The 26,046-nt window shown below is 67.8% G+C and carries 21 protein-coding genes; 12 read left to right on the top strand and 9 right to left on the bottom strand.

Features of this window, described 5'->3' with window-relative positions; translation table 11 throughout:
* Positions 1 to 158: 158 nt before the first annotated feature.
* Entirely contained in the window at positions 159 to 827 is a 669-nt protein-coding gene (locus BT264_RS39800) for a hypothetical protein (protein ID WP_256260579.1), read from the bottom strand.
* Here BT264_RS39800 and BT264_RS05880 point away from each other — a divergent pair.
* The 5 genes from BT264_RS05880 (at position 826) to BT264_RS05860 (ending at position 8,117) form a co-directional block, all read left to right on the top strand.
* Positions 826 to 1,911 carry a polysaccharide biosynthesis/export family protein gene (locus BT264_RS05880; RefSeq protein WP_371287036.1) on the top strand — a complete coding sequence of 362 codons (1,086 nt, stop codon included), beginning with the start codon at positions 826 to 828 and terminating at the stop codon, positions 1,909 to 1,911. The genes BT264_RS39800 and BT264_RS05880 overlap by 2 nt on opposite strands.
* 55 nt (positions 1,912 to 1,966) lie before the next feature.
* The gene (locus BT264_RS05875) at positions 1,967 to 4,234 is read left to right on the top strand and encodes a polysaccharide biosynthesis tyrosine autokinase (RefSeq protein ID WP_072436638.1); all 2,268 of its coding nucleotides are present in this window, start codon (positions 1,967 to 1,969) and stop codon (positions 4,232 to 4,234) included.
* 63 nt (positions 4,235 to 4,297) lie between these two features.
* The gene (locus tag BT264_RS05870) at positions 4,298 to 5,650 is read left to right on the top strand and encodes an oligosaccharide repeat unit polymerase (RefSeq protein ID WP_072436639.1); all 1,353 of its coding nucleotides are present in this window, start codon (positions 4,298 to 4,300) and stop codon (positions 5,648 to 5,650) included.
* Positions 5,651 to 5,757: 107 nt separating this feature from the next.
* Positions 5,758 to 6,816, top strand: coding sequence for an acyltransferase family protein (locus BT264_RS05865; protein ID WP_072436640.1), 1,059 nt, complete (start codon positions 5,758 to 5,760; stop codon positions 6,814 to 6,816).
* 20 nt (positions 6,817 to 6,836) lie between these two features.
* Positions 6,837 to 8,117: a right-handed parallel beta-helix repeat-containing protein gene (locus BT264_RS05860; protein ID WP_072436910.1), complete on the top strand. Its 1,281-nt coding sequence runs from the start codon at positions 6,837 to 6,839 to the stop codon at positions 8,115 to 8,117.
* 45 nt (positions 8,118 to 8,162) lie between these two features.
* Here the strand turns inward: BT264_RS05860 and BT264_RS05855 are convergent, their stop codons facing one another.
* Positions 8,163 to 9,743 carry a mannose-1-phosphate guanylyltransferase/mannose-6-phosphate isomerase gene (locus BT264_RS05855; RefSeq protein ID WP_072436641.1) on the bottom strand — a complete coding sequence of 527 codons (1,581 nt, stop codon included), beginning with the start codon at positions 9,741 to 9,743 and terminating at the stop codon, positions 8,163 to 8,165.
* Positions 9,740 to 10,402 carry a GNAT family N-acetyltransferase gene (locus tag BT264_RS05850; protein ID WP_072436911.1) on the bottom strand — a complete coding sequence of 221 codons (663 nt, stop codon included), beginning with the start codon at positions 10,400 to 10,402 and terminating at the stop codon, positions 9,740 to 9,742. Before BT264_RS05850 ends, BT264_RS05855 begins: the two co-directional genes overlap by 4 nt.
* A gap of 216 nt (positions 10,403 to 10,618) precedes the next feature.
* Between BT264_RS05850 and BT264_RS05845 the strand changes: the two genes are divergently transcribed.
* Together BT264_RS05845 and BT264_RS05835 are read left to right on the top strand one after the other, a co-directional pair.
* Positions 10,619 to 11,842, top strand: coding sequence for a glycosyltransferase family 4 protein (locus tag BT264_RS05845; protein ID WP_256260576.1), 1,224 nt, complete (start codon positions 10,619 to 10,621; stop codon positions 11,840 to 11,842).
* Positions 11,843 to 12,532: 690 nt separating this feature from the next.
* On the top strand, positions 12,533 to 13,924 hold the full coding sequence (locus BT264_RS05835; RefSeq protein WP_034179702.1) for a sigma-54 dependent transcriptional regulator: 1,392 nt from the start codon (positions 12,533 to 12,535) through the stop codon (positions 13,922 to 13,924).
* Between the two features lie 47 nt (positions 13,925 to 13,971).
* On the opposite strand, the gene BT264_RS05830 is transcribed toward BT264_RS05835, so the two are convergent.
* The 6 genes from BT264_RS05830 to BT264_RS05805 all read right to left on the bottom strand — a co-directional run bounded on the left by BT264_RS05830 (position 13,972) and on the right by BT264_RS05805 (position 20,879).
* Positions 13,972 to 16,455, bottom strand: a complete 2,484-nt coding sequence (locus BT264_RS05830; RefSeq protein ID WP_072436644.1) for a glycoside hydrolase family 2 protein — start codon at positions 16,453 to 16,455, stop codon at positions 13,972 to 13,974.
* Positions 16,452 to 17,516 carry a DUF1839 family protein gene (locus tag BT264_RS05825; RefSeq protein WP_072436912.1) on the bottom strand — a complete coding sequence of 355 codons (1,065 nt, stop codon included), beginning with the start codon at positions 17,514 to 17,516 and terminating at the stop codon, positions 16,452 to 16,454. Before BT264_RS05825 ends, BT264_RS05830 begins: the two co-directional genes overlap by 4 nt.
* Positions 17,513 to 18,487, bottom strand: coding sequence for an amino acid--[acyl-carrier-protein] ligase (locus BT264_RS05820; protein ID WP_072436645.1), 975 nt, complete (start codon positions 18,485 to 18,487; stop codon positions 17,513 to 17,515). The genes BT264_RS05825 and BT264_RS05820 overlap by 4 nt, the downstream gene beginning before the upstream one ends.
* Positions 18,484 to 19,680 carry an acyl-CoA dehydrogenase family protein gene (locus BT264_RS05815; RefSeq protein ID WP_072436646.1) on the bottom strand — a complete coding sequence of 399 codons (1,197 nt, stop codon included), beginning with the start codon at positions 19,678 to 19,680 and terminating at the stop codon, positions 18,484 to 18,486. Before BT264_RS05815 ends, BT264_RS05820 begins: the two co-directional genes overlap by 4 nt.
* Positions 19,677 to 19,928: an acyl carrier protein gene (locus tag BT264_RS05810; protein ID WP_006490451.1), complete on the bottom strand. Its 252-nt coding sequence runs from the start codon at positions 19,926 to 19,928 to the stop codon at positions 19,677 to 19,679. Before BT264_RS05810 ends, BT264_RS05815 begins: the two co-directional genes overlap by 4 nt.
* Before the next feature lie 168 nt (positions 19,929 to 20,096).
* The gene (locus BT264_RS05805) at positions 20,097 to 20,879 is read right to left on the bottom strand and encodes a Crp/Fnr family transcriptional regulator (RefSeq protein WP_177318338.1); all 783 of its coding nucleotides are present in this window, start codon (positions 20,877 to 20,879) and stop codon (positions 20,097 to 20,099) included.
* Between the two features lie 124 nt (positions 20,880 to 21,003).
* Between BT264_RS05805 and BT264_RS37895 the strand changes: the two genes are divergently transcribed.
* The 5 genes from BT264_RS37895 to BT264_RS05785 all read left to right on the top strand — a co-directional run bounded on the left by BT264_RS37895 (position 21,004) and on the right by BT264_RS05785 (position 26,015).
* Entirely contained in the window at positions 21,004 to 21,216 is a 213-nt protein-coding gene (locus BT264_RS37895; RefSeq protein ID WP_143155684.1) for a hypothetical protein, read from the top strand.
* Between the two features lie 583 nt (positions 21,217 to 21,799).
* On the top strand, positions 21,800 to 22,582 hold the full coding sequence (locus tag BT264_RS05800; protein ID WP_072436647.1) for a Crp/Fnr family transcriptional regulator: 783 nt from the start codon (positions 21,800 to 21,802) through the stop codon (positions 22,580 to 22,582).
* Positions 22,583 to 22,584: 2 nt separating this feature from the next.
* Positions 22,585 to 23,991 carry an undecaprenyl-phosphate glucose phosphotransferase gene (locus BT264_RS05795; RefSeq protein ID WP_256260570.1) on the top strand — a complete coding sequence of 469 codons (1,407 nt, stop codon included), beginning with the start codon at positions 22,585 to 22,587 and terminating at the stop codon, positions 23,989 to 23,991.
* 153 nt (positions 23,992 to 24,144) lie between these two features.
* The gene (locus tag BT264_RS05790) at positions 24,145 to 25,317 is read left to right on the top strand and encodes a glycosyltransferase family 4 protein (RefSeq protein ID WP_072436649.1); all 1,173 of its coding nucleotides are present in this window, start codon (positions 24,145 to 24,147) and stop codon (positions 25,315 to 25,317) included.
* Between the two features lie 305 nt (positions 25,318 to 25,622).
* The gene (locus BT264_RS05785) at positions 25,623 to 26,015 is read left to right on the top strand and encodes a TraR/DksA family transcriptional regulator (RefSeq protein WP_034179693.1); all 393 of its coding nucleotides are present in this window, start codon (positions 25,623 to 25,625) and stop codon (positions 26,013 to 26,015) included.
* Positions 26,016 to 26,046 lie beyond the last annotated feature (31 nt).

Raw genomic sequence — 26,046 nt, 5'->3', positions numbered from 1 at the left:
GAATCGCGTCGCGATTGCGCGGATTACGGGGTGCGATCCCCGCTTCGTATGAAGATCGGCGTTCGGTGGGCTCGCTCACAGACGCGCCAGTCGCGGCGGTGTCCAATCGTGTATCGGTGCAGGCGCCGTCACGCCCGTGCATGACCGGCCGGATCGCATCAGTCCGGATCGCCCGGCCTTGCATAGGGCGACGTCGTGTACGGCGATGCGTACAGCGTGTCGTTGCGCCACGCGTCGTCTGCGGGCGCGCTGGCCGCTTTCGGGCGGCTCGGACGGCCCGGCACGAGCGGCCGCCGCAGCGTGCTGCGGGCGCGCGATGCCGGTTCCGCGGTGGTGCGAATGCCGGGAAGCGCAAGGTCCGGTTCCGCGGCATCGGATGCCGCGGTTGCAATGCCGGCAGTCGCGGTTTGCGCCGAACGCTGCAGCGGGGCCGGCGCAATCAGCGCCGACGATGCGAAGGCTGGCGCGTCGGCCGGGTCGGACCGCACGGATTGCGCATCGGCGGCGCACGCGAAACCGGCCGACAGGATGCAGACGAGCGATGAAAGCGACGAAAGTGACGAAGAGCAGTTCATGACGAATCGTACGGAATGACGTGCGGTGACGAGGGAGGCGCGGCGCCGCATGGCGAGCCGCGCTGGCAAGCGTAATGCCGGAGCCCGCCGCGTTTGGCGGGTTACCGCACAGTTTCGGAAGGACACCATGTCAACGACGACGCAAAAGGAATCGGCGGCCGGCAGGCTGCTGTCACGCACGCCCTGGCTGTCGCGCGTGGCGCTGGCGGCCGCCGTGTGCGCGCTGAGTGCGTGCGCGCTGGCGCCGGGCATGACGTATCGCGCGCCTGCCGAACGCGACGCGAATGCGCGCGTGGGTGCCGACGCATCGGGTTCGGGCGGCCTCGACGGCGTTCAGAACGTATCGGGCGAGGATCTGATCGAGATCACGCCGGCGTTCGTCGAGCAGCAGCATGCGGCACAGTCGGCCAGTGTCGACGCGGAAATCCGCCAGCTGTTCGGCACGCCGAAGCCGTACGTGATCGGCCCCGGCGACGTGCTGAGCATCGTCGTGTGGGATCACCCGGAACTGAACCTGCCGACGACCCAGACGACGGGCGGCGGCGACGGCGTCGGCGCCAGCTCGGTCGCGGCCGGTTATACGGTGGACGCGAGCGGCAGCGTGCAGTTCGCCTATGCGGGCCTCGTGCACGTGGCAGGGCTGACCGAGGCGCAGGCGCGCGCGGTGCTGACGAAGCGGCTCGGCGAATACGTGCGCAAGCCGCAGATCGCGGTGCGCGTCCAGGCATACCGCAGCAAGCGCGTCTATCTCGACGGCGAAGTGCGCACGCCGGGGCTGCAGATCGTCAACGACATGCCGATGACGCTGCCCGAGGCGATCGACCGCGCGGGCGGCTTCACCGCGACGGCCGACCGCTCCCGGGTGTCGGTGACGCGCGGCGACAAGACCGTGACGGTGAGCCTGCCGGCGATGCTGGCCGCAGGCATCAACCCGACCAGCATCCTGTTGCACGACGGCGATCTCGTGCGCGTGCGCGCGGCGAGCGACAGCAAGGTGTTCGTGCTCGGCGAAGTGTCGCGTCCGGCGACGCTGACGCTGACCGACGGCCGGATGAGCCTCGGCGAAGCGCTCGGCGACACGGGCGGCGTCAGCCAGTACACGGCGGACGCGCGGCAGGTATACGTGGTGCGGCGCGGGCCCGGCAACCGGCCGCAGGTCTATCACCTCGACGGGAGTTCGCCGGCCTCGTTCGCGCTGGCCGACCGGTTCCCGCTCGAGCGTCGCGACGTGGTGTTCGTCGATGCGTCGTCGCTGGTGCGCTGGAGCCGTGTCGTCAACCTGCTGATTCCGTCGTCCGCGCAGGGTGCGCTGACGGCCAAGGCCATTTCGCCGTGAACTTCGTGACCGATTTCGCGATCGCGATTCGTCGCGCCTACGGGACTGATCCTGCATGAACTCCCTGACCCTGCCTGACCCGCACGACGGGCCCGCGTTGCGGCCGTCCTATCCGTACCGCCGCTACTGGACCATGCTGGTCGGCGGCCGGCGGCTGATCCTGTGCACGGCGCTCGCGGGCGTGCTTGCCGGGGCCGTCTATGCGCTTTGCGCGCGCCCCGTCTACCGGACCGACATCCTGTTCCAGGTCGAGCAGAGCCCGACCGAGTCGAAGCCGAACTCGCCGCCGGGCGATCCGTCGTCGGTGTTCGACCTGAAGACCGATGCGTCGACCGAGATCGAGGTGCTGAAATCGCGCGCGGTGATGGCGCGCGCGGTCGACGATACCAACCTGGCCGTCGACGCGCGGCCGCATTACCTGCCGATCGTCGGCTGGCGGTTCGTGAACGCGGCCGACGGGCTGTCGTCGCCGCTGCCGGGCGGTTACGTGTACGGCACGGAGCGCATCGACGTACCGACCTTCGACGTGCCGAAGCGTTTCCTCGGCAAGCGTTTCGCGCTGACCGTCGGCAACGACGGCGCCTATACGCTGCAGCGCACGGGCTTGCTCGGCAGGACGGGCCCCGTATGGCAGGGCAGGGTCGGCCAGCCGCTGCACGTCGAGACGCCGCAGGGGCCGCTCGACGTGTTCGTGCGCGGCGTCGCGGGCGAGCCCGGCGCGCGCTTCGACCTGACGCGCTACGCCGACGAAGAAGCGACGGCGTGGCTGCAGAAGAACGCGCTGATCTCGGAGCGCGGCAAGCAGTCGAACATGATCGGCGTGACGCTCGACGGTACCGATCCCGTGCACGACAGCCGCGTGCTGAACGCGGTCGGCGACGCGTATCTGGCGCAGAACACGCAGCGCAAGTCCGCGGCGGCCGACAAGCTGATCCGTTTCATGGACGCGCAGTTGCCGCAACTGAAGGCGCAGCTCGAACAGGCGGAAAGCCGCTTCAACGCGTTCCGTGCGTCGCACGGCACCGTCAACACGAGCGACGAAGGGCTGGCGCTGCGGCAGCAGTCGGTCGACATCGAGACCCGCGTGCAGACGCTGCAGCAACGCCGCGAAGAGCTGCTGACCCGGTTCATGCCCAAGCATCCGGCAGTCGTCGCGGTAGACGCGCAGCTCGCCGACGCACAGCATTCGCTCGACACGGTGCGCAAGCAGATCCAGCAGTTGCCGACCGTCGAGCAGGGCGTGCTGCAGCTGCAGCGCGACGTGGCCGTCGATACCGCGCTCTACACGAACCTGCTCAACACGCGCCAGCAGATGATCCTCGCGCGGGCCAGCAAGACCGGTACCGTGCGGATCGTCGATGCCGCGAAGGTCGCCGAGACGCCCACCGGGCCGCATCGCGGGATGGCCGTGATCGCGTCGCTGATCCTCGGCCTGCTGGCGGGTGCGGCGGTCGTGATCGTGCGGCAGCGTGTCGCCGGCACGGTCGGCGACGCCGAGGAAATCGAATGGTCGACAGGCCTGCCGGTGTTCGCGGCGGTGCCGCACAGCCCGGTGTCCGGGCAAGCCGTGCCGCCGTCGAAGGGAGCACGGCGGCGCGCCGCGCGCAAGCCGGAGCCGCCGGGCGCCCCGGAGGGCGCGGCGCTCGAAAGCCTGCGCAATTTCCGCACGGCGCTGCAATTGTCGATGCCCGACGCACCGAACCGCGTCGTGCTGATCTCGGGGCCGACAACGGGCGTCGGCAAGTCGTTCGTCGCCGCGAATCTCGCGTCGCTGGTGGGTGCCGCGAAGCGGCGCGTGCTGCTGATCGACGCGGACCTGCGCAAGGGCTCGCTGCACGAGCGGTTTCGCTACAGCCGCGCGCCGGGCCTGGCGGATGTGGTCGCCGGCACGCACGCGCTCGACCAGGCGATCAAGCGCGACGCGATGCCCGGCCTCGATTTCATGCCGATGGGCAACGTCGTGCCCGATCCGGGCGAACTGCTGCTGCAGCCCGCGCTCGCGGAACTGATCGAGCGCGTCGCGTCGCGCTACGACATGGTCGTGATCGACGCGCCGCCGCTGCTGCCGGTGGCGGACGCGCTGGTGCTCGGACGCCTGGCCGGGACCGTGTTCCTCGTCGCGCGCAGCGGCGTGACGACGCTGACGGAACTCGACGAAAGCGCACGGCGGCTCGAGCACGCGCATATCGACGTACGCGGCGTGATCCTGAACGATTTCAAGGGCACGCCGGGACGGTACGACTACGGATACGCGGAGGCGAACACCCATCAGGCCGCGTCCGGCTATGCCGGCGCGATGGCGGCGCGGCGGCCGGCGCGCTGAGCGGCGAATACGCGGCACCGGGTTTCGCACGGTGCGCGCACGGGAAGCGATGGAACGGACATCATGAACAAACGAGTGGCGGCCGGCGTGCGCGTGCGGCAGCGACAGCCGGCGACGGTGCGCCGGGCGGCGCGCGCCGCCCGGGCTGCCGGTTACGCGGGTTACTGGTGGGAGGATCCGGCGCGGCTCGTGCTGATCTTCATCCTGCCGCTGTACGCGATGCTGTCGATCGGCCTGCTCGGCGATCAGAAGTCGATCGCGCGCATCTATTTCGACGGCTACGCCGCGTTCGCGGGCGGCCTGTTCCTGCTGGTGCTGACCGCGTCCGCGTGGTTCGCGGCGACCGACGCGCAGTTCCGGCGCGTGCCGGACGACGGGCCGGTCGAGCTGTCGCCGCGCGTGCTCGATTTCGTGTTCGCGCTCGCGCTGTTCGGCTATCTCGTGATGATGAGCGGCATCCTCGCGCATCCGGCCGTGCTGTTGTCGTTCCTGTCCGGCACGGCGAACACGTTCGAGCTGATCGAGCTGAAAGGGCGCGTCACCGGCCTGAGCACCTTCACGCAGGCGACGGCGCCGTTCGTCGCGCTGTATTTCTACGTGTTCAGGACGCCGGTCAAGGGGTTCAACCGCTACAAGGCGTACCTGGCCGTGCTCACCGTGCTGACGCTGCTGCGCAGCTTCATCTTCGCGGAACGGCTTGCGATCATCGAGATGGTATTGCCGTTCGCGCTGATGGTCGTGCGATTCCGGTTCGGCCGCAAGCGTTCGCGGCTCCTGGCGCTCGGGCCGTATGCGGCGATTCCGCTGCTGCTCGGCCTGTTCATCGTGAACGAATACAACCGTTCGTGGGAAACCTACTACATCAACATCTACGACAACATCTTCGATTTCGCGCTCGAACGCCTGGGCCTGTACTACTCGACGTCGCTGAACAACGGCGCCGGGATCCTCAACGTGCTCGGCTGGGGCAGCGGGCATCCGATGTTCACGTTCGACTGGCTGCTGCGCTTCCCGGTGGTCGGCGCGACGCTGCAGCCGTGGCTCGATTCGGGCGACAGTCTAGACCTGTTCCTGAACAGCTACGCCGACCCCGAGTTCAACAATCCGTCGGGCATCTTCGTCCACTTCTACGAATGGGGCTGGTTCGGGTTGCTGAACGCGGCGTTTGCCGGCTGGGTGTTCGGTCGCGGCTACGCGGGGTGGCGGAGCGGGAACGGCTTCTGGTGCTGCGCGCACGCGGTGCTTTATGTGTCGCTGATGGAAATCCTGCGGATTCCGAACCTGTTCAGCGGCCGCAACTTCGTACCTGTCGTGCTGTTGATTGTCGTGTTCCGGTGGTTCGCAAAGCGGCCGCAACGGGCGTCGCCCGCAGCCGCGCGCGTCGCGGCGATCCGGCATGCGCCCGATATCGGCTAACTGTCGCCCAGCCCACAGTCTTTCGCCGCCGGCATGCATAGAGTGGAACGTCTCATGACCACTCGCAACGCGCGCGCCCTGACGGCGCCGCCGCATCGACCGCTCACATGACTACGACCGCACGCGAAACCAGCCTCGACGTCGCCCGTGGCGCGGGGATCATTCTTGTCGTCTACGGACACGTGTTGCGCGGAGTCGCCTCGTCGGGCCTCGTGCCGGCCGGCCTGCCCGATACCGTGTTCGCTTGGATCGACTACGTGATCTACACGTTCCACATGCCGCTGTTCTTCTTCCTGTCCGGGCTGCACGTCTGCGGCTCGTTGCGCAGCGCGCCGCACCGCTTCATGGGGTCGAAGGTGCGGACGATCGTCTATCCATACCTGCTGTGGTCGGTCCTGCAAGGCGGGGTGCAGATCGCGATGGCGTCGCACGGCACCAATCATCCATTCACGCTCGCCGACCTGCTGGCGATCGGCTGGCGGCCGTTCGCGCAGTTCTGGTTCCTGTATGCGCTGATGCTTTGCATGATCGGCGTCTGGCTGCTTGCGCGGCGGGTGCCTGCATTTGCGCAGGTACCGATGCCGCCGCGCATCCGCGGCGTGCTCATGGCAAGCGCGGTGCTCGGGCTGGCCGTCGGCGCGGCGACGCAATGGGGCATCCTGTCGACGACGCTGATGAACTGGCCGTTCTTCGTGGCCGGCGTCGTTGCATCGCGCGCGTTGCCGGGATGGCTCGAACGCCACAGCCATCCCGTGGCATGCGCGGTGACGGCGGCGGTCTTCGTCGCGGCGGTCGTTTTGGCGCACGGCCTGGGTGGTGCAACGAGCGTCTGGGCCGTGCCCGCTGCATTCGCCGGCATCGCGCTGATGCTGCAGTTCGCGTACCGGTATGCGTCGTCCCCCGCGCGGGCCGGGTGGCTGGCGGCGGTCGGGTGGGCGTCGATGCCGATCTACCTGATGCATATCGTGGTGATGGGCGGCGTGCGCATCGTGCTGATGCGCGCGGGCGTCGGCAGTCTCGCGACGCACCTCGCGCTCGGCACGCTCGCCGGCGTGGCGGTTCCGATGGCGGTCTACCTGATCGCGTTGCGCACGGGGGCTGCTCGGGTGGCCGGATTTCCGTCGTGGCCGGGGCGCGGGGCGGTTGTGCGCCCGCAGGCCGCATGACACGCGTGGAAGCGGCCGGCATGCGTAGACGCCGATGCCTTTCCCGTCTCTGCTGCGCGATGCTCGGCGTATGGGCGATGGGTAGTCCCGCACTGGCTGCTCACGCCGCGGCGGCGGCCGCATCCGCGGCGCAGGGCGAGATCCGCGCGACGGTGCCGGATGCGCATGTCGACCCCGCACGCGACGGCGCGGACCAGGCCGACGCGCTGCAACGCGCGCTGGACGCGCTGCATCCCGGCCAGCGGCTCGTGTTCGCGCCGGGGCGCTACATCGTCGGCCGTTCGCTCGTCGTTCGGCAAGCGCAGGTCGTGCTGTCGGGTTACGGCGCGACGCTGATCGCGACCGTGCCGGACGACCAGACGATCGAGATGCGCGGCGACGGCACGACGATCGTCGGATTCAGGCTGGCAGGAACCGGCTCGACGCGGATGGAAACGCCGAGATCGACCAAGATCGAAGTGACCGGGCGCGGCGTGCAGGTGCTCGACAACGCGATCGACGGCGGAGGCGGCGGCATTTTCGTGTTCGGCGGAGCGGATGTCGCGATCGTCGGCAACGAGGTGCTGGCGACGCTGGCGGACGGCATCCACATCACGCACGGCGCGCGCAACGTGCTCGTGCAGGGTAACGTCGTGCGCGGCACCGGCGACGACATGATTGCCGTGGTGAGCTACCAGGGCGACGGCGTGCTCAGCCGCAACGTGCTGATTACCGGCAACTCGCTCGAGGGCAATGCGTGGGGGCGCGGCATCACGGTGGTCGGCGGCGCGGACGTGACGATCGCGAACAACATCGTGCGCAACGTGCAGGTGAGCGCGGGCATTCTCGTCGCGCAGGAGGACAGCTTCCGGACCTACGGCGCGTCCGGCGTGCTGGTCGAGAACAACGAGATCTCGGATATCCAGACCGCGACCGCGCGCACCGATCCGCGCCCGCTGACGCAGCAGGCCGCGATCGACGTCAGTACGTGGTCGGGCTCGGTGACGCGCGTGGCCGTGATCGGCAACCGCGTGTCGCGCGCGCGGTTCGCCGGCATCCGCGTTTGGGGAAACGTGTCGCAATACCGGATCGCGGATAACCGGTTGTCCGCGATCGGCGGGATGCCGGTACAGGTGGGCGGTGGCAGAGGAGGCTGCGCCGCGGGCCACCCGGATGCAGGAGGATCGAAGGTGGGGCAGTGCGGGGCGGCGGCAGTACAGCCGCTCGCGACAGGCGTGACGGTGGGCGCGGACACGTCGCAGTTGCCGCGCGTGCGCGAATCGCTGAGGCAGGCACGCTGGTCGCAGCGCGGCATCGATTGACGACACGATGCGCGCGCCGGCGTGCAAGGCCTGCGCTTACCGCGCTTACCGCACGACGTCTCCTTCGACGGCCCGCTCATGCGGTTCCCGCGAAGCGGGCGGCACCGCACGCGTTTCCGGCAACGCGTCGACGACCGCGCGTCCGTACTGGTCGTCGAAGCGCACGATATCGTCTTCGCCGAGATAGTTTCCCGATTGCACCTCGATGATCTCGAGCGGAATCCGGCCGGGATTCTCGAGGCGATGCACCTCGCCGACGGCGATGTACGTCGATTCGTTCTCGCTGAGCAGGAACGTCTCGGTGCCGCGCGTCACCTTCGCGGTGCCGCGTACGACGATCCAGTGTTCGGCGCGGTGATAGTGCATCTGCAGCGACAGCCGCTTGCCCGGTTCGACGACGATCCGCTTCACCTGGAACCGTTCGCCGAGATCGATCGAATCGTAATGCCCCCACGGACGCTGCACCTTGCGGTGCTCGCTCGCCTGCGGGCGCCGGTCGCTCTTCAGGCGCGCGACGATGTTCTTCACGCGCTGCACGTCGTGCTTGTTCGCGACCAGCACCGCATCGGGCGTTTCGATCACGACGACGTCCTTCATCCCGACGCATGCGATGAGTCGCCCCTCCGAACGCACGAAGCTGTCCTGCGTGTCCTCGAACACGATCGGGCCGCGCGCGACGTTGCCGTGATCGTCCTTCGGCATGATTTCCCAGATCGCATCCCATGTGCCGACGTCCGACCAGCCGGCCGCGAGCGGCACCACGATCCCTTCGATGCCGAGCTCGCTGCTTTCGGCGAGGCGCTCCATGACCGCGTAGTCGATCGAGTCGGACGGGCAGGCGTCGAACGCCGCCGCGTCGATCCGGAAGAACGGATCCTCTGCGACGCCCGCGCGCCACGCCGCTTCGCAGGCTGCATGAATCGCGGGCGCCAGTGTGCGGATCGCCTTTAGCCAGACCGACGCGCGCGTGACGAAAATCCCGCTGTTCCACCAGTAGTCGCCCGACTGCAGGTAGCGTTCGGCGAGCGTCGCGTCGGGTTTCTCGACGAAGCGCCCGATGGAATAGCCGCCTTGTCCGCCGTGGCGGCCCGTGCGCGGCTCGCCGACCTGGATATAGCCGTAGCCCGTTTCCGCGCGGCGCGGCAGCACGCCGAGCGTGACGATCGCGCCTTCCTGCGCGTAACGCGCCGCGCGCGCGATGGTGTCCTGGAATGCGCCGACATCGGCGATCACGTGATCGGCCGGCATCACCGCGAGCACGGGATCGTCCGCGAGCGCGCTCGCGTCGAGCGCGGCGAGCGTGAGCGCCGGTGCCGTGTTGCGAGCGGCCGGCTCGAGCAGGATGCGCGCCGGCGCCGCACGGTCGACCACTTGCGCGGCACTCATGATGCGGTGCTGTTCGCCGCACACCAGCAGCAGCGTGTCGCCGAGCGACGCGTTCGCGATGCCGTTCAGGCGGCGCGCCGTCGCCGACAGCGGCGATTCGTTCGAGGTCAGCTCGATCAGTTGCTTCGGATACTGCTCGCGCGACAGCGGCCAGAGGCGCGTGCCCGAGCCGCCGGCAAGGATGACCGGCAGGATGCGCGGAAGGTCGGGTTCGGGAACCGGGTGAAGGGTGCGGGTCATCGATTGGCTCCGGTATCGGCGGGCAGCCGGTTGCGCCCGCGACCGTCGGCGAGCACGTCTTCGTTTCGGGGCCGGGGCGTCGAAACGGCCCGGGACAGCAGTTGACGCAGCGCACCGGCGGCGCGATCGGCCGGCCGGATCATGCCGACGAACGGCGCGCCCTGTTCGAGATACGGGCCGTACGCCTTGCGGAATCCGAAGCGTTTGTAGAAGGCCTGGCGCGGCGCGGGAACGTGTGTGCGGAGCGCGGCGTCCGGCCACGCGGCCAGCGCGGCGGTCAGCGCGCGTTCGATCAGGCGTTCGAGCGTATCGCCGTCGCGACACGCCTCGCTTGTCAGTACCTTGTCGATCACGACATCCGGATCGATGTCGTCGCCGGGCAGGATGCGCGCGTAGGCCGCGACTTCCGCCGTGTCGCCGTTGCGCACGCTTGCATACACGTGCAGCGCGCCGGCGTCCTTGCCGTCGATGTCGAGATGCGTGTGTGCGTCCTCGACCACCAGCACGGCGTTGCGCGCGCGCAGGATTGCATAGAGATCGACGGCGCTCAGATGTTCGAATTCACAACAATGCCATTCCATGATGCGGTCCTCGCGTGAAGCCTTCAGCACGCTGTACCCCACGGACGCGTTCGTTCCGTGCGGTGCGGCAATGGTCATGATGCGGATGCCGCGCGCGCCGGTCTGTTCGAAAGCGCACTCACGCCTCGGTTTCGCGCGGCCGGCGTGCTGCACGGCAATGCGCGCGCCGACAGCGGCGCAATGTGCGGTAGCACACATCGGCCGTGCCGGGGCTTTCCGATAATTGGCACGTCACGGCGGCCGCACTGCGCGGTCTGCCGACATCGAACGTGAATGAAGAACCGGGGGCAGTACTTGAAGATTGCGATCGTTCACGACTGGCTGGTCGTGCCTGGCGGCGCCGAACGCGTGCTGGCGCACATGATCGACTGCTTTCCGCAGGCCGATATCTACAGCCTCGTCGATTTCCTCGAGGATCGGGACTGCCTGCGCGGCCGCGCGGTGCGCACGTCCTTCATCCAGAAGCTGCCGTTCGCGCGCAAGCGCTACCGCGGTTATCTGCCGTTGTTTCCGCTCGCGATCGAACAGTTCGACCTGTCGGAATACGACATCGTGCTGTCGAGTTCGTACGCGGTCGCGAAGGGCGTGCTGAGCGGCCCGGACCAGTTCCACGCCAGCTACGTGCATTCGCCGGTGCGCTACGCGTGGGATCTGCAGCACCAGTACCTGAACGAGGCGGGGCTCGCGCGCGGGCCGAAATCGGCGATCGCACGGGCGCTGCTGCATTACATCCGCAACTGGGATGCGCGCTCGGCGAACGGCGTCGATCGCGTGGCCGCGAATTCGCACTTCATCGCGCGCCGCATCCGCAAGACCTACCGGCGCGAGGCGACGGTGATCTATCCGCCGGTCGACGTCGACCATCTGTCGATGCGCACGGACAAGGACGCGTTCTACCTGACCGCGTCGCGGCTCGTGCCGTACAAGCGGATCGACCTGATCGTCGACGCGTTTTCGCGTACGCCGGAGCGCCGTCTCGTCGTGATCGGCGACGGGCCTGAAATGGCGAAGATCCGCGCGCTTGCCGGGCCGAACGTCACGCTGCTCGGCTACCAGCCGTTCGATGTGCTGCACGACCACCTGCAGCGCGCACGCGCGTTCGTGTTCGCGGCGGAAGAGGATTTCGGCATTTCGCCGGTCGAGGCGCAGGCGTGCGGCACGCCCGTGATCGCTTACGGGAAGGGCGGCGTGCGCGAGTCGGTGCGCGCGTGGCCGTGCGCCGGTGCAACGGGCCTGTTCTACCGCGCGCAGACGGTCGACGCGCTGGTCGACGCGCTAGCCCGCTTCGAAGCACTGCCGCGCGGTTCGTTCGATCCGCACGCGTGCCGCGCAAATGCCGAATGCTTCGGCTCGGCGCGTTTCCGGGGCGAGCTCACGCGCTTCGTGATGGATGGCTATGCTGCATTGCAGGAGGAGATGGCCGGCACCGCCGGTTTCACGCCGGGCGACGGCGTTTCGGCCCGTGGCAACCTGCACGATCGGCAGGCCCGGCAACGCGAGGCGGCACTGCGGACCTGACCGGCGGCGCTGGCGTTTGGTTACGACGCTGTAACGAACGACCCGGGCGCGTGCGTTCTCCGTGCGGTGCCGGTGGGGCATGCGCGCGGCGATTATCGACTCGCGGAGCGGGACGTCCGGATTTATTCCGGGATTTCGGAGAAAATCGCGGGCAATGGACGCAGCGATCTTGCCGAAAAGTGGGATTTGCCACTGATTGACGGGAATAGTCATAGATAATCAAATTTCAGTGGTCAAAGGTGTGTTGTGCGGGCCGACCGGTGGCGTAATGGGCTGAATCATGTTTATCTTTTGGTAACACGGCCATCTCGAAACGGGGTGTAGATTCACGAACGGATGAAATGCGGCGGTCATTCCGGGAGCGGGTTGGCGGCCATCCGGTTCGGCATCGGGCGCGACTGTCGTGTACGACGCAACGCACCTGCGGACGGATTTCCCGTTTGCCGACGTGCTCCGCCTGACGGCGCGTCGCATCAAAGCCGGAACGTCGTGGCTCCCGCGGCCGCGCGTTCCCTTCGAGTTCGATGACAACGAGGCCGGATGACATCCGGCTCGACCTCCGGGGGCTCTCGCCGTGTGCAGTTTCGATCTTCGCCAAAGCTGCGGAAACGCAGCGCGGACAGGCAGCCATGTGCCGCCGGCCGCAGCGCACGCGAACGGTTCGCGGAGTGGAGAAAGTGATGGTTCGTTATGAATATGCCAATAACGCGCGATAAGAGCGCCGGCGGGGGAAGCGGTAACGGGCAGCGTCCGCTGATTTACTGGACGCAGTCGCCGTCCGTCATGCTGCGAAAGGAACTGGCCCGACGCGACTGGAAGGTGTCGATCGTCGAGCATGCGAACGAGCTGCGCAATACGCCCGGCGAAATCACCTGCGGCATTCTCGACCTGAGCGGCGGCCATGCCGATGCGATCGGCAGCATCGCGTCGACCTGTGCGTCGATGCGCGACGTCGTGTGGGTCGCGCTCGTCGACGTCGGCCAGACCGCTTCCCCGAACGTGCGCGCGCTGTTGCGCGACTATTGCTTCGACTACGTCACGTTGCCCGCGTCGCACCAGCGGATCGCCGATACGGTCGGCCATGCATACGGCATGGAATGCCTGTTCGCGCGCGACCGCGAACAGCTCGAATCGGACGAGAAAGGCATCGTCGGCACCTGCAGCGCGATGCTGCGGCTGTTCGACACGGTGCGGCGCTTCGCACGCACCGACGCACCGGTGTTCGTGTTCGGCGAAACGGGTACCGGCAAGGAGCTGACGGCCGTCGCGATCCATCGTCATTCGGAGCGGCGCAACGGCCCGTTCGTCGCGGTCAACTGCGGCGCGATTCCGCCGCATCTGCTGCAATCGGAGCTGTTCGGTTATGAGCGCGGCGCGTTTACCGGCGCGAACGCGCGCAAGATCGGCTATGTCGAGGCCGCGAACGGCGGCACGCTGCTGCTCGACGAGATCGGCGACCTGCCGCACGAGAGCCAGGCGAGCCTGCTGCGTTTTCTGCAGGAGCGCTCGATCCATCGCCTCGGCGGCAGCGATCCGGTGCCGGTCGATGTCAGGATCGTATCGGCGACGCACGTCGACCTGCGCGGCGCGATGGAGGAAGGGCGTTTTCGCGCGGACCTGTTCCACCGACTGTGCGTGATGCGCATCGACCAGCCGCCGCTGCGCGCGCGCGGCAAGGACATCGAACTGCTCGCGCACCACATGCTCGAACGCTTCCGCGGCGATGCGCGTCATCGCGTGCGCGGCTTCTCGACGGACGCGATCACCGCACTCTACAAGCACGACTGGCCCGGCAATGTCCGCGAACTGATCAACCGGGTGCGCCGCGCGGTCGTGATGACCGAAGGGCGCCTGATCACCGCGCGGGATCTCGAGCTCGAATACTGTCTCGATGCGGCGTCGCCGTCCGTGGCCGACATCCGCAAGTCGATCGAGCGCGAGGCGATCGAAACCGCGTTGCTGCGCACGCGCGGGCGCGTCGCGGCTTCGGCGCGCGAGCTTGGCGTGTCGCGCGCGACGCTGTATCGCTGGATGGAAGCGTACGGGATCGAGCGGCCGCGCGGCACGGGTTCGTCCGACTGACGTTCGAATTGCGGCGCTCGCGGCGCATGGCGCCTGCGAGCGTCGCGTCAACCGGCCTGCGTGGCGCGTACCGTTCGCGCGGCGTTTACCGCGCGAATTTCCACGGCAGGCGGCCCGCCGTCCGCGTCCCGAATCTTCCCGGCGGTTTCCAGCGGAACGAGCGCGACGCGCGCCGGCGTGCCCGGCGCGAGATGAAACCAGTCGTCGCGCGGCATGAAACCTGGCGCGTCGATCTGCACGTGCCGCGCGACGTGCCGCGTGTCGATGTCGACGTGCCACGTGTCGCCGGTGCGCGACACGCACGCTTCGATCCCGAGTTCGCGGCGCGCCAGCACGGCCGGATGCGTGCGGGACGGGAAATGGAACGCCTGCGACAGCAGCGTGCCGTCGTCGGTGCGTAGTGTCGCGACGACGGTGTCGTGTTCGCAGGGCCCGAAACGGTACGCATAGGTCCAGTCGAAGAACCGGCCGAGCAGCTCGGCCGAGCCGATCCGTATCGTGTCGTGCGCGGCGATCCGTACCGGGCAGCCGGCCCGCGCGACCGGCGTGCGGCCGTCGCGCAGCGCGACCAGTTCGACGGCCGCCGACAGCGGCGCCGGGCGCTCGTTCACCACATGCACGTCGAGCCCGTTCAAGCCTTCGTCGACGAGCAGCACCTGCACGGGCTGCAGCACCTGGCGCAGCGCATACCACGCCGATTTCGGCCGGCGCGTGGCGTCGATCACACCCCATCCGGCACCCGGCATCACGTCCTGGAACTGCCATACGAGCGCGCCGGCGCAGCGTGAACCGGTGCGCCGCCATTCGGAGAACGTCTCGCGCATCACGTCCGCGATCGCGGCCCTCGACAGTTCGAAGTAGCGTGCCGGATCCTCGCGGCGCAGCCGGTCCGGCGCGACGTCGTACAGCGTCTGCAGATAGTGGTCGCGAATGTCCTCGAAATCCCACGACGTGCCGGGGTCGCGCGGCACGGCCGCCTTCCAGCGCGGCTCGTGCACGCCGGGCCAGCCGAGGCTGACGAGCGTCGCATCGCACGGCACGTTCGCGAACGCGAGGCATTCGCTCGCGAAGCGCACGTCCGCGCGGCGCGCATCGTCGAGCGGGCGCAGGTACGCGCCGACGCCGTAGTAGTGCGATACGCGCTCGCGCGGCGCGAACGGCAGCACGCCGCCGTCGGGCGAATCGGGCACATACGGGACGTCGGGCCGGCGCGCGGCCGCGTGGCCGGCCAGCCGCTCGGCGGTCAGCTCGAGGAAGCGCTGCTTCGGCCCGAGCCCCGACATCGCCGCCTGTTGCGCGATCTCGCTGCCGCCGCACAGCACCGCGAGCGACGGCGACGCGCCGTGGCGCGCGAGGAATTGATCGGCTTCACGGTCGACGTTGTCCGCGAACGCGGGATCGTCGAGCGCATGATCGAAGTTCGCGAACATAAAGTCCTGCCAGACCAGCAGCCCGAGCCGGTCGCACCACGCGTGGAATGCGTCGGCCTCGTAGGTCATCGTGCCGCCGACGCGGATCATGTTGAAGCCGGCGTCGCGTGCGAGCCCGAGCAGGCGGCCGTAGGTGGCGTCGTCCGCGTGCAGCGCAAGCGGTGCGGCGCTGCTCCAGCATGCGCCGCGCGCGAACACGGGCACGCCGTTGATGCGCAGCCCGAATCCCTTGCCGTCGGCGCCGGCATCGATCTCGATCGTGCGGAAGCCGGTCGAGCCGAGCGGCCGCCGTTCGTCGCCGATATGCAGCGCGATTTCGTAGAGTGTCGGCTCGCCATGCGTATGCGGCCACCAGCGGCGCACGTTGGGCACCGCGACGCTCGCGCGTAGCCGGTCGGTGCCGGCGCGTTCGAGCGTCGCCTGGTGTTCGCCGCACGACAGTCTTGCCGCGAGCGCGTCGGGCAACGGCGCGGCAAATGTCAGTTCGGCATCGAGCCAGCCCGTGTCGCCTTCGACGCGCGCACGCAGGTCGCAGTCGACCGGAACGAAGCCGTCGGCCGGATCGAGTACGTCGACGGGGCGCCACGGGCCGGTCGGCACGTATGGCGGAAACCAGCCGGGCATGTGTCCGAACAGCGACGTGCGGACCGTGCGCAGCGCCGCCGGCTCGGCGAGCCGTGTGCGCCAGCGCGCACGGCGCGGCGCGCGCGCGTCGCGCAGGTGCGGCGCGAGCGCGCCGAAGCAGAGCGTCAGCCGGTGCGTGCCGTCGAGCGATACGGGAACGTCGTGCGCGACGAACATGCTGTCGGAGCGGAGGATCGGCGTGTCGTCGAGCCACGCCTGTGTGAGCGTCGCGAGGCCGTGAAAGCGCAGCACGCGCGGCCCGCGCCCGCGCAGTTCGATCCGGTACCAGTGATCGCGTTCGTCGAGTGATGCCGCTTCGTCGAGCCGGCCGGCCAGCGCGAGCGCCTGCGCGACCGTGCCGGGCACCGGCGTCGCGATCCAGCCGTCGCCGTCGGCCGGAAGATCGCGCGGTTCCCGCGCGGCGCCTGCGGCCGTCGCCAGCATCGACCACGCGGGCAGGGCACGCGCGCGCGTCACCGCATGGCCGGCATGGGCGCCGCGTCGCTGCGCGCAGGCGTCGCGGGCGCCACATGCCGCGACGGCGAGCCGATCTGCCGCGCGCAGGCGACGAGATCGACGTAGGCGGCCTCGATCGCCTCGAGCGTCGAATCGCCGCGTTCTTCCTTGCCGCGTGCGCAGGCGCGCGCGAGCCGGAACTCCAGCACCATCGCTTCGGACGCGATGCGGTCGCATGCGGCGCGGATCTCGGCGAACGGCCCGACGCAGCCGCTGGCCTGCAGCCAGCGCGCGTAATGGCCGAACAGTTCGAAATTCGCGCCGAGCTGCCGCACCGAATTGAACGAGTACGCATGGAAGTGTTCGAGCGGCGCATCGGCGAGCGTCTTCGCATCGGTCTGCAACTGTCGCCGGAATGCCGCGATCGGATCGACGACCGGCAGGCGCCGCAGGTGGCGCTGCAGCGCGGCGAGCGACGCTTCGCAGAGCGCGTGCTCGTCGAGCGGCGCAAAGCGCCGCTTCGCGATTTCGACGTACGGCGGCAGCGTCATCGGCGAACTGCCGCCGACGAGCCCGTTGTAGTCGAAATCCTCGGCCACGTAATAGCCGCTGTTATGGAAATAGCCGATCTGGCGCTTCGCGCGGTCGATCGCGTCGATGCCGATCGTCGTCTTCGTGTGCTGCGTGCGATAGCTGCTGCCGCGCGTGTCGGGCAGGAACCACGCGTCGACTTCGACGATCATCAGGTGCCCGCGCGCGACCTGCGTTTCGATGTGCCGGTCGAGCGGCTCGTAGATCGAGTGCTCCTGCACGACGATGCCGTAGAGCCGCTCCAGTTCGTCGTGCGGAAACTTGAAGAACGTGAACTGGTCGCCCTCGAAATCGAGCGCGATCGTAAACGGCAGCGCCGCGTACGGATTGAAGCCCCACCACCGGAGCACCTCGAGCCACATGTCGACGTAGCAGTTGGTCTGCTTCCAGACCATCTCCTGACTGTGCAGCGGGTGCGGCCGGTAGTGGCGCGCACGGTGGCGCACGTCGTCGAACGACGCGTCTTCGCCGTCGCGGGAAACGAACCTCATCGCGTGCCCCACAGCACGTCGCGGACCTCGCGCGGCCACGCGTCGATGTCGAAGCCGTGGTGGCGGAACAGCGCGAGCGTGAGCCGTTCGAGGCCGAAGCCGACGCAGCCCGTATGCGCGACGTCGCCCGTCTCGGTGCGGATGTCCCACAGCAGCCCGAAATGGTCCATGTGGTAGTTGAAGCTCAGGCATGCGGTCTGGCGGTCGTCGTGCTCGATCGGGATCAGCAGCTCGAACTTCAGGTTCTGCTCGCGCTGGCTGTTCGCGACGATCTTGCCGCCGCGCCCGAAGAACGGGTCGTTCGCGAGATCGATCGCGTTCGGCAGGCGCAGCGCGTCGATCATCCGCGTGCCGCGCTCGATCCACGTCTCGCGGAACGCGACGATCTGTTCGGGCGTGCCGATCCGCACGTATTCGCGCATCCGGAACAACTGCATGCGGGTCGGATCGAGCGATGGCTCGTGGCGGAAGCAGTACGAGAACACGTCGACGATCCGGCCGTCGCCGGGCAACGCGCCCGCGCGTGCGACGACCGGATAGACCGGGTAGCATGCGGCCGGCGTCATCACGACGTAGGTCGGCTTCTGGTTTTCCGTCCAGTCGTCGCCGCGATCGAGGCACTGCAACAGGCGCTGGTGCTGCTGCTCGTCGCCGCAGAACGCATGCACGCTGCCCGCGAGCTGCGGGAAGCTCTTCATGTATTCGCTGCGCTCGAATTCGGTGCGGCTCATCGCCGGCGGGAAGCGCAGCACCTCGGCCTGTTGATCCGCGCCGAGGCGCGTGACGAGCGCGTCGAGCGCTTCGACGACGCGCTCGAACCGTTCGCTGCGGCCGAACAGGCCCTGGATGCCGGTCGAGACCAGCAGGCCCGCGTCGATCAGCGCATCGCGCAGCGGGTTGACGCCCGCGCGGTCGAGCGGCGCGTCGGCGGGAGAGGAGGCGGCGGAGGGCACGGCGAGGCGATCGTTCACGAATGTTTCTCCAGCGTCGCAGGACGCAGCGCGAGCAGCAGGCTCGAGGTGTTGGCGGCAATGCGGTCGTTGCTGATCATCAGCGGCGCCGCGTGCAGGTCGCGAATGTGGCGGCCGATGCTGAACGGCGTGCCTTGCTTGTAGCCGGCCATCCCGCAGATCATCATCGCCTGTTGCGCGACTTCCAGCGCGGTCGACGATACGTAGGTCTTCAGCGTGTTGATCTCGGCGGCCCAGGCCATGCCGGCGGACCACGAGCGGGCCGGCGTATTCGCATGGAGCCGCAGCACGTTGTCGACGCGGGCCTGCATCGCCTGCATCAGCTCGAGCGATTCGGCGATGCGCCGCGACGCGGGCGACGGCGCGCCGTCGGTCTGGCGTGCCTGCGCGCGGAAGAACTGGTGTGCGCGATGGAACGCATCGCCGGCCACGCCGATCCAGACCGCGGCCCACAGAATGTGCGAGACCGGCACCATCGTTTCCTCGGCGATCTTCGCGAACGGCACCGGCAGGCACTGAACGGCGGCACCCTGTGCGTCGAGCACGAAGCCGTTGCTGCAGGTGCCGCGCATCCCGAGCGTGTCCCATTCGCCGCGGCGCGTGAGCGTATAGCCGTCGCGCAGCAGCGTGACGAGCACCTGTTCGGAAGCGGGCGCGTTCGCGTCGCGTCGTGCGGTCGCGAGGATGCCGTCCGCATAGTCGCCATACGAGATCGTCGGCGCGGATTTGCGCAGCCGGAATTCGCTGCCGTCGGCTTCGAGCGCGCACTGGCTCGCGCGCAGGTTGCCGCCGACGCCGTCTTCCGACGTGGCCGACGCGAGCAGCCACTGGTGGCGCACGAGCTGCTGCAGGAACAGCTTGTGCCAGCCCTGGTCGACGGCGTGGTTGACGATGCAGGCAACCTGGATCTGGTGCATCGCGAACACCATCGCCGACGATGCGCAGGCCTGGCCGAGGATCGAGCAGGCCGATGCGATGTCTTGCAGCGACGCGCCAGCGCCGCCGAGATGAGTCGGCACCATCGCGCCCAGCAGCCGGCGCGCGCGCATCGCCTCGATCGCCTCGACGGGGCAGCGCGCGTCGCGGTCGACCGCATCCGCGTGCTGCGCGGCGATCTGCGCGACGGCGTGCGCGGCCTCGTCGAGCCGATGCGATTCGCTGTCGGCCGCGAGTTCGGGAAGCAGCGCGCTCATGCGGAATGCTCGGTGCGTTGCAGCGTGGCGATCGTGTCCGCGAGTGCGTCGATGCTGCGGAACAGGTTGCGGTTCAGCATCTCGTCGGGAATCTCGATGTTGAACTGCTTCTCGATCGCGAGCATCAACTGGATCGTGTCGAGCGAGGAGAGGCCCGCTTCGTAGAGGTCGTCCCCGTCGCCGATCGAATCGATCGCGGCTTCGAGGTGGGCGACGTGTTTGAGGATGGTTCTGATTTCGTTTTTCACGTGCGGCTCCGGCGTGCGTGGTGTCGTCCGCTCGGGCAGACGCGCGCATCGCGCTGACATCCCCCCGGCAGTCCGGCATCAGTAGACCATTCGCACGCTCGGCGTTCTGTTCGCCACCCTACAAACCGCTAACCCCGCATGCTGGCGCCGCACGAATCGGCGCGGCAATCAGGCACGCGATGCGGCCGGCACGCCCGAATCGGCCGACAGGATGCGTTTCATCTCGTCGCGCACGATCGCGCGGCAGCCGCACGACATCTTCTCGAGGCCGTCGAGGTCGGCCAGCTCGATCGAGCTCCGGTATTGCCGGATCAGGCCGAGCTTCTGGATTTCGCCGGCGGCATCGGTGACCGTTTCCCGCCGCACGCCGAGCATCTGCGCCAGCATGCTGTGCGTCACCTGGATCTCGATGCTGCGCGTACGGTCGTACGCCAGCAGGAACCATCTGCATAACTGATGTTTGAGCACATGATGACGGCTGCAGAACGTGATCTGCGATACCTGCGCCATCAAGAGCCGCACGCAGACGAACACGAGATGGCGGATCACCGGCGATGCGTCGAACGCGGCCGCGAACACGCGGCGGTCGAGCCGGTAGACGAAGCCGTCGCGGCAGGCGACGGCGCGGCACGGCATCCGGCCGCTGCCGCCGATCACGTCGTCGCAGACCACGCTTTCGCTGCCGATTTCCGCGACTTCCAGCGTCATGCCGCCGGACGACACGTACTGCAGCGAAATCGCCGTCGTGACGGGCAGGTAGACCGCGGCGAGCATTGCGCCGGGTTCGCACAGCACCTGCCCCGATTCCAGGTGAACGAGTTGAAGGTGGGGGACCAGCGTGGCGAGCTCGTCGCGGTCGATGGCCGCGAGAAACCGGTTCGCATCGAAACTGTGGGAAAACTCGATCATGCCGTTCGCGTGCGCGACGACGTCGGGGGCCTGGTGAGTCACGGCGCATCCTCGTAGGGTGGCGGTCGCGCGCTGTCGCGGCGAGACTCCCGAAAAGGGAATTTCGCACGCTCGTGCGGACTTGTGTTCATCTAAATTCGAATGACGATGCTGCGGAAAGGCTAGCATGCAATTGAATTCAACCAATCGCACATTACGTCATTTCACAAAGTTTGACGATTTTGATTGGGCGCAAACGTTATCCGGATTTAATGATTCGTTTGTCATGAAATTAATCATCCGCGAATGGAATGACAGACCGGTCGACCATTCAATATCGATCGTGAAGCAATCGGCCGACGCCGCGCATCGTACGGGGAAATTGCCGCGCGAGCATTGAACATTATTTGACAATTAAACTTGGGTCGCGCGGCTTTCTCTAAGAATCAATGGCTTGCATGCGATGTGTGCGATACCGGACATAGTCTGGAATTAGTGTGCAGATTCAAATTTGAGACAGTTTCAAACGACCGTGTGAAGCGTGGCGGCGCTGGCGCGTGCTGTCCGGCACATCACGGAAACAATTGAAAATCGGCTGTAAGTATATGACCGGTAAGCCTCGCGGCACCGCTGCGGCGGCTCCGATCCGGTGCGCAAATTGATCAGTCGAATGCGGAACGGTGTCCGTCGCGCGGAAGAGTGTCCGGAAATGAGACGCTTTTTTTGGTTTTAGATGGGTTATTCGGTCGATCTAAATCGGATGTGATTCATATATTAAGGACGGACGGGTATTGGCACGTAAATCGCTTATTCGGGCTGGCGTGTCGAAAACGGAACGATCGACTCAATCCGGAAGTGACAAGCCGATGGGCAACCGGATTCAGGGTTGTGGCCGCAACCGCTGTGAACGTCCGGGCACGCATCGCGATAACGAGTTCCGTGCATGCGGCTGCACGCGGCGCGGACATAAAAGGGATACATACATGCTTCATCTTCACTCGAGCTACTCGGCGAATGCCATCCTCGATGCCCTCCCGGAGGACAGCATCCGCAACATCGCACCGCACCTCGAACTGGTCCGGATCAAGGCCGGCATGCTCGACCGGGTCGGCGAGCCGATGCGCCATCTGCATTTCCCGACGACGACAATGATGTCGGTGCAGCACCTGATGGAGGACGGTGCGATGGTCGAGGTGGCGGTGGTCGGCCGCGAGGGCGTGGTCGGGCTTGGCACGCTGGTCGGGGGTGTCGCCGCGTCGAACCGGGTCGAGGTGCGCATCGGCGGCATGGCCTATCGCGTACCGACCTGCGTGATGCGCGCCGAATTCGAGCGGTCGCCCGAGACTTACCGTCTGCTGCTCAACTACTGCCAGGCGACGATGGCGCAGATCTCGCGCAGCGCGCTGTGCAACCGGCATCACTCGGTCAGCGAGCAGCTCAGCCGCTGGCTGCTGCTGGCGCACGACCGGATCGACGGCGACGAGCTGGCCGTCACGCAGCAAACGATCGCGAACATGCTCGGCGTGCGGCGCGAAGGCGTGACGGAAGCGGCCGGCAACCTGCAGGAAGCCGGGCTGATCCGGCAGCGCCGCGGCCGCATCACGGTGCTCGACCGCGACGGCCTCGAACATCACGCGTGCGAATGCTACGACCTGATTCGTGCCGACTATCGCCGCTTGCTCGGCACGCGCGGAAATGCGCGGTCGACGCCGGTGCGTCCCCGCATCCAGGAGGTCCGTTGCGGATTCCCGGCACACGGTGCGTGACGATGCAGTCGAGGTCCGGTGGAACGAATACGATGCGGCGTGCCGCGATCGCGGCGGCCGATGTCGTGCTCCTGCTGGCGGGGGCGCTCGCTGCGCAGGCGGCGTCGGGCCTTGCGTGGCGCGAGCTATCCGATGCGCAGCGCGGTGCGATCGCGCTGCTGTGCGTGTTGACCGTGGCGCTGTTGCCGCGCCACCTGCGCGGCGGCGTGGCGCCGCATCGCGGCACACATGTGCCGACGCAGACGATGGCGGCCGTCGTTTGCGCGAGCGTGCTGACGGTGGCGGCCACGATGTGGATCGTGAACCGCGGCGGCACGGTCACGACACGCTGGATCGCGCGCACGGTGCTGTCCGGCGACGCGGCGCTGCTGCTCGGCCGTGCCGCGCTGCTGGCGCTCGCGCTGACGCGTGACGACCCGCGCGCGCGGCAGCGCCGCGTCGCCGTCGTCGGCGCGACCGCCTACGGGCGCGTCGCGATCGAGCGGATGCAACTCGCATCGAATGGCCCGTTCGTGGCGGCCTGCGTCTTCGACGACGATGCGCCGGCCGCCGCGGGCGGCATCGGCGGCGTGCCGGTGATCGACGACTGGAATGCGTTGCGCGACATGATTCGCGGCGGCGCGATCGACGAGGTGTGGCTCACGCTGCCGATGTCGCACGAGTGGCGGATCCAGCGCATCGTGCGCGAGCTGCGCGACGAATTCGTCGAGCTGCGGCTGTTGCCCGACGTGCGGCAGATGGCCGTCGTCGATCGCTCGGCGACCGACGTGCTCGGCATGCCGGCGATCAATCTCGCGACCACGCCGCGCTCCGCGCCGGAGCTGTGGGCGAAGTTCGCGTTCGACCGGCTGTTTGCGTTCGGCGTGCTGATTCCGTTGCTGCCGCTGCTGTCGATGCTGGCGATCGCGGTCAAGCTGTCTTCGCCGGGGCCCGTGCTGTTCAGGCAGCGCCGCAAGGGTGTCGACGGTCGCGAGTTCGACATCCTGAAGTTCAGGACGATGCGCGTGCATCGCGTACAGCCGGGCGTACTGCGGCAGGCGTCGCGCAACGATTCGCGCATTACGCGCGTCGGCGCATTCCTGCGGCGCACGTCGCTCGACGAGCTGCCGCAGTTCTTCAACGTGCTGTTCGGGCAGATGTCGGTCGTCGGGCCGCGTCCGCATGCGATCGAGCACGACGACTTCTATCGGCAGCTGATCGACTGCTACATGTACCGCTACCGCGTGCGGCCCGGCATCACCGGATGGGCACAGGTGAACGGCTATCGCGGCGAGACGCGCAAGGTCGAGGCGATGGCCGCTCGCGTGAAGTTCGATCTGTTCTACATGCAGAACTGGAGCTTCTGGTTCGACATGAAGATCATCCTGTTGACGGTCGTGCGCGGCTTCATCGGGCGCAACGCTTTCTGAGGATCGCGAATCGTCCGGAAAGCGGGGCGTTGTGCGGTCGAACGTACCGACCGGATCGCAGGCGGCGGACACACTGACGGCACAGCAGCATCCCGCGAAACGGGGTGTCCGGCGGCGCGCAATCGCGCCGCAGCCATCGGAACAGTCACGATCATGTCAACGTCGATTCGGGAGCGAGGCGCACCTGTATTGCAGGAAGCGCACGTGAAACGGGGCGTCGGCGCAGCCGCGCACACCGCGCGGTTGCGCGGCCTCGCAATCAACGGAAAATTCACTGCGCAGCGCATGACGGGCGTTCAGCGGGTGGCATACGAACTGACGGCCGAGCTCGCGTGCATCGCGAACGCCGACGATGCACCGGCGCTGGTCGTGCCGTCCGATCACGATCCGGCGGCATTGCCGGCCGGTGCGCGGTCGCAGACCTCCGGTCGCCGCCACGGCGCGCTCTGGGAACAATGGACGCTGCCGCGCACGACGCGCGGCCGGACCTTGCTGAGCCTGTGCAACATCGGGCCGCTGACGAAGCGCGATCAACTGCTGATGATTCACGATGCGGCGATTTTCGATCTGCCGGCCGGTTATTCGCTCGCGTTCCGTCTGTGGTATCGCTTTGCGTTCTCGATCCTGAAGCGGCGCGCGCGCCATATCGTGACGGTCTCGCATTTTTCGCGGGCGCGGCTGGCTGCGCGGCTTGGCGTGCCGCCCGCACGCCTGTCGGTCGTGCCGGGCGCAGTCGATCATATCGACCGGATCGACGCCGACCCCGGCGTGCTGTCGCGGCTGAATCTGCAGACGGACCGCTATGTGCTGTTCGTCGGGTCGCTCGCACCCGGCAAGAATCTCGGGCGCGCGCTTGCCGCGATCGCGCTGATGCGCGAGTCGCATCCGACGCTGCGCTTCGTGATCGCGGGCGGCGCCAATGCGAAGATCTTCGGCGCACGGGCGGCCGGCTTGCGCGAAGACGACCCGTACATCACGTGGGCCGGCTACGTGACCGACGGCGAACTGAAGGCGCTGTACGAGCATGCCGGCTGCTTCGTATTTCCATCGTTGTACGAAGGGTTTGGGCTGCCGCCGCTCGAGGCAATGCGGTGCGGCTGCCCCGTCGTCGTGTCGCACGAGGGCGCACTCCCGGAAGTCTGCAGCGGAGCGGCATTGTTCTGCGATGCGTATTCGCCGCCGGATATCGCGGCGTCGATCGCGCGCGTGATGGACGATCCCGAACTGCGTGCGCGGCTGCGCACGATGGGCCGCGAGCATGCGCAGCGTTACAGCTGGCAGCGCTCGGCGCGCGCATTGCTCGACATCGTTCGTGCCGATGCCTGACGCGCGATGACGTCATGTTGCGCTGCGGATCGAGCGATCCTTCGCGGCGTTTGCATCAGACGAATCCGGCGATGGCGCGTTTTTGCGTCCGTCCCCAGTTTCCGCGAGCATGCGGCGAGCGCCGCGCTGATTCCGGTCAACACACGCGTGTTCAATGGGTTTATCCTGCGTCGAATGCATCCGGCGCTGCATGCGTCCGGGCGCATATCCGGGCGCGGCGGCGCCGGTCGTGTCTATCCGCCGCGCACCGGCGCGACACCGCGCGCCACACTTTCCGCGCGGAACCCGGAACAGGAGAGACGGCCATGGCGCTCGACCAACAACAACGGCAGATGCTGCAACAGCGGCTGAAGGAGAGCGAGCAGACGCTGCGTGCGGAGATCCGCACGAGCGAAGACCAGCGCGCGTCGGAATCCTATGCAGATCTTGCCGGTGCGTCGCCGGACGAGGGCGACGAGGCGAACGCGGATCTGTTCGTCGACGTCGATCATGCGTTGATCGGCATGAAGCTGACCGAACTGCGTGCGATCGGACGCGCACAACTGCGAATGCGCGACGGCAGCTACGGCGAATGCATCGATTGCGATGCGCCGGTCGACTATGAGCGCCTGCTCGCGCGCCCGACCGCCGAGCGCTGCACGCATTGCCAGTCGGTCTACGAGCGACGCTACGCGACGACACCGCGCGCATCGCTCTGACTGACGTCGCGCTCGCGATCCCGTTTTCGCG

The sequence above is a fragment of the Burkholderia sp. NFPP32 genome (assembly GCF_900119325.1).
Classification (GTDB): domain Bacteria; phylum Pseudomonadota; class Gammaproteobacteria; order Burkholderiales; family Burkholderiaceae; genus Burkholderia; species Burkholderia pyrrocinia_C.
This window is presented reverse-complemented; position numbering and strand designations above follow the sequence as displayed.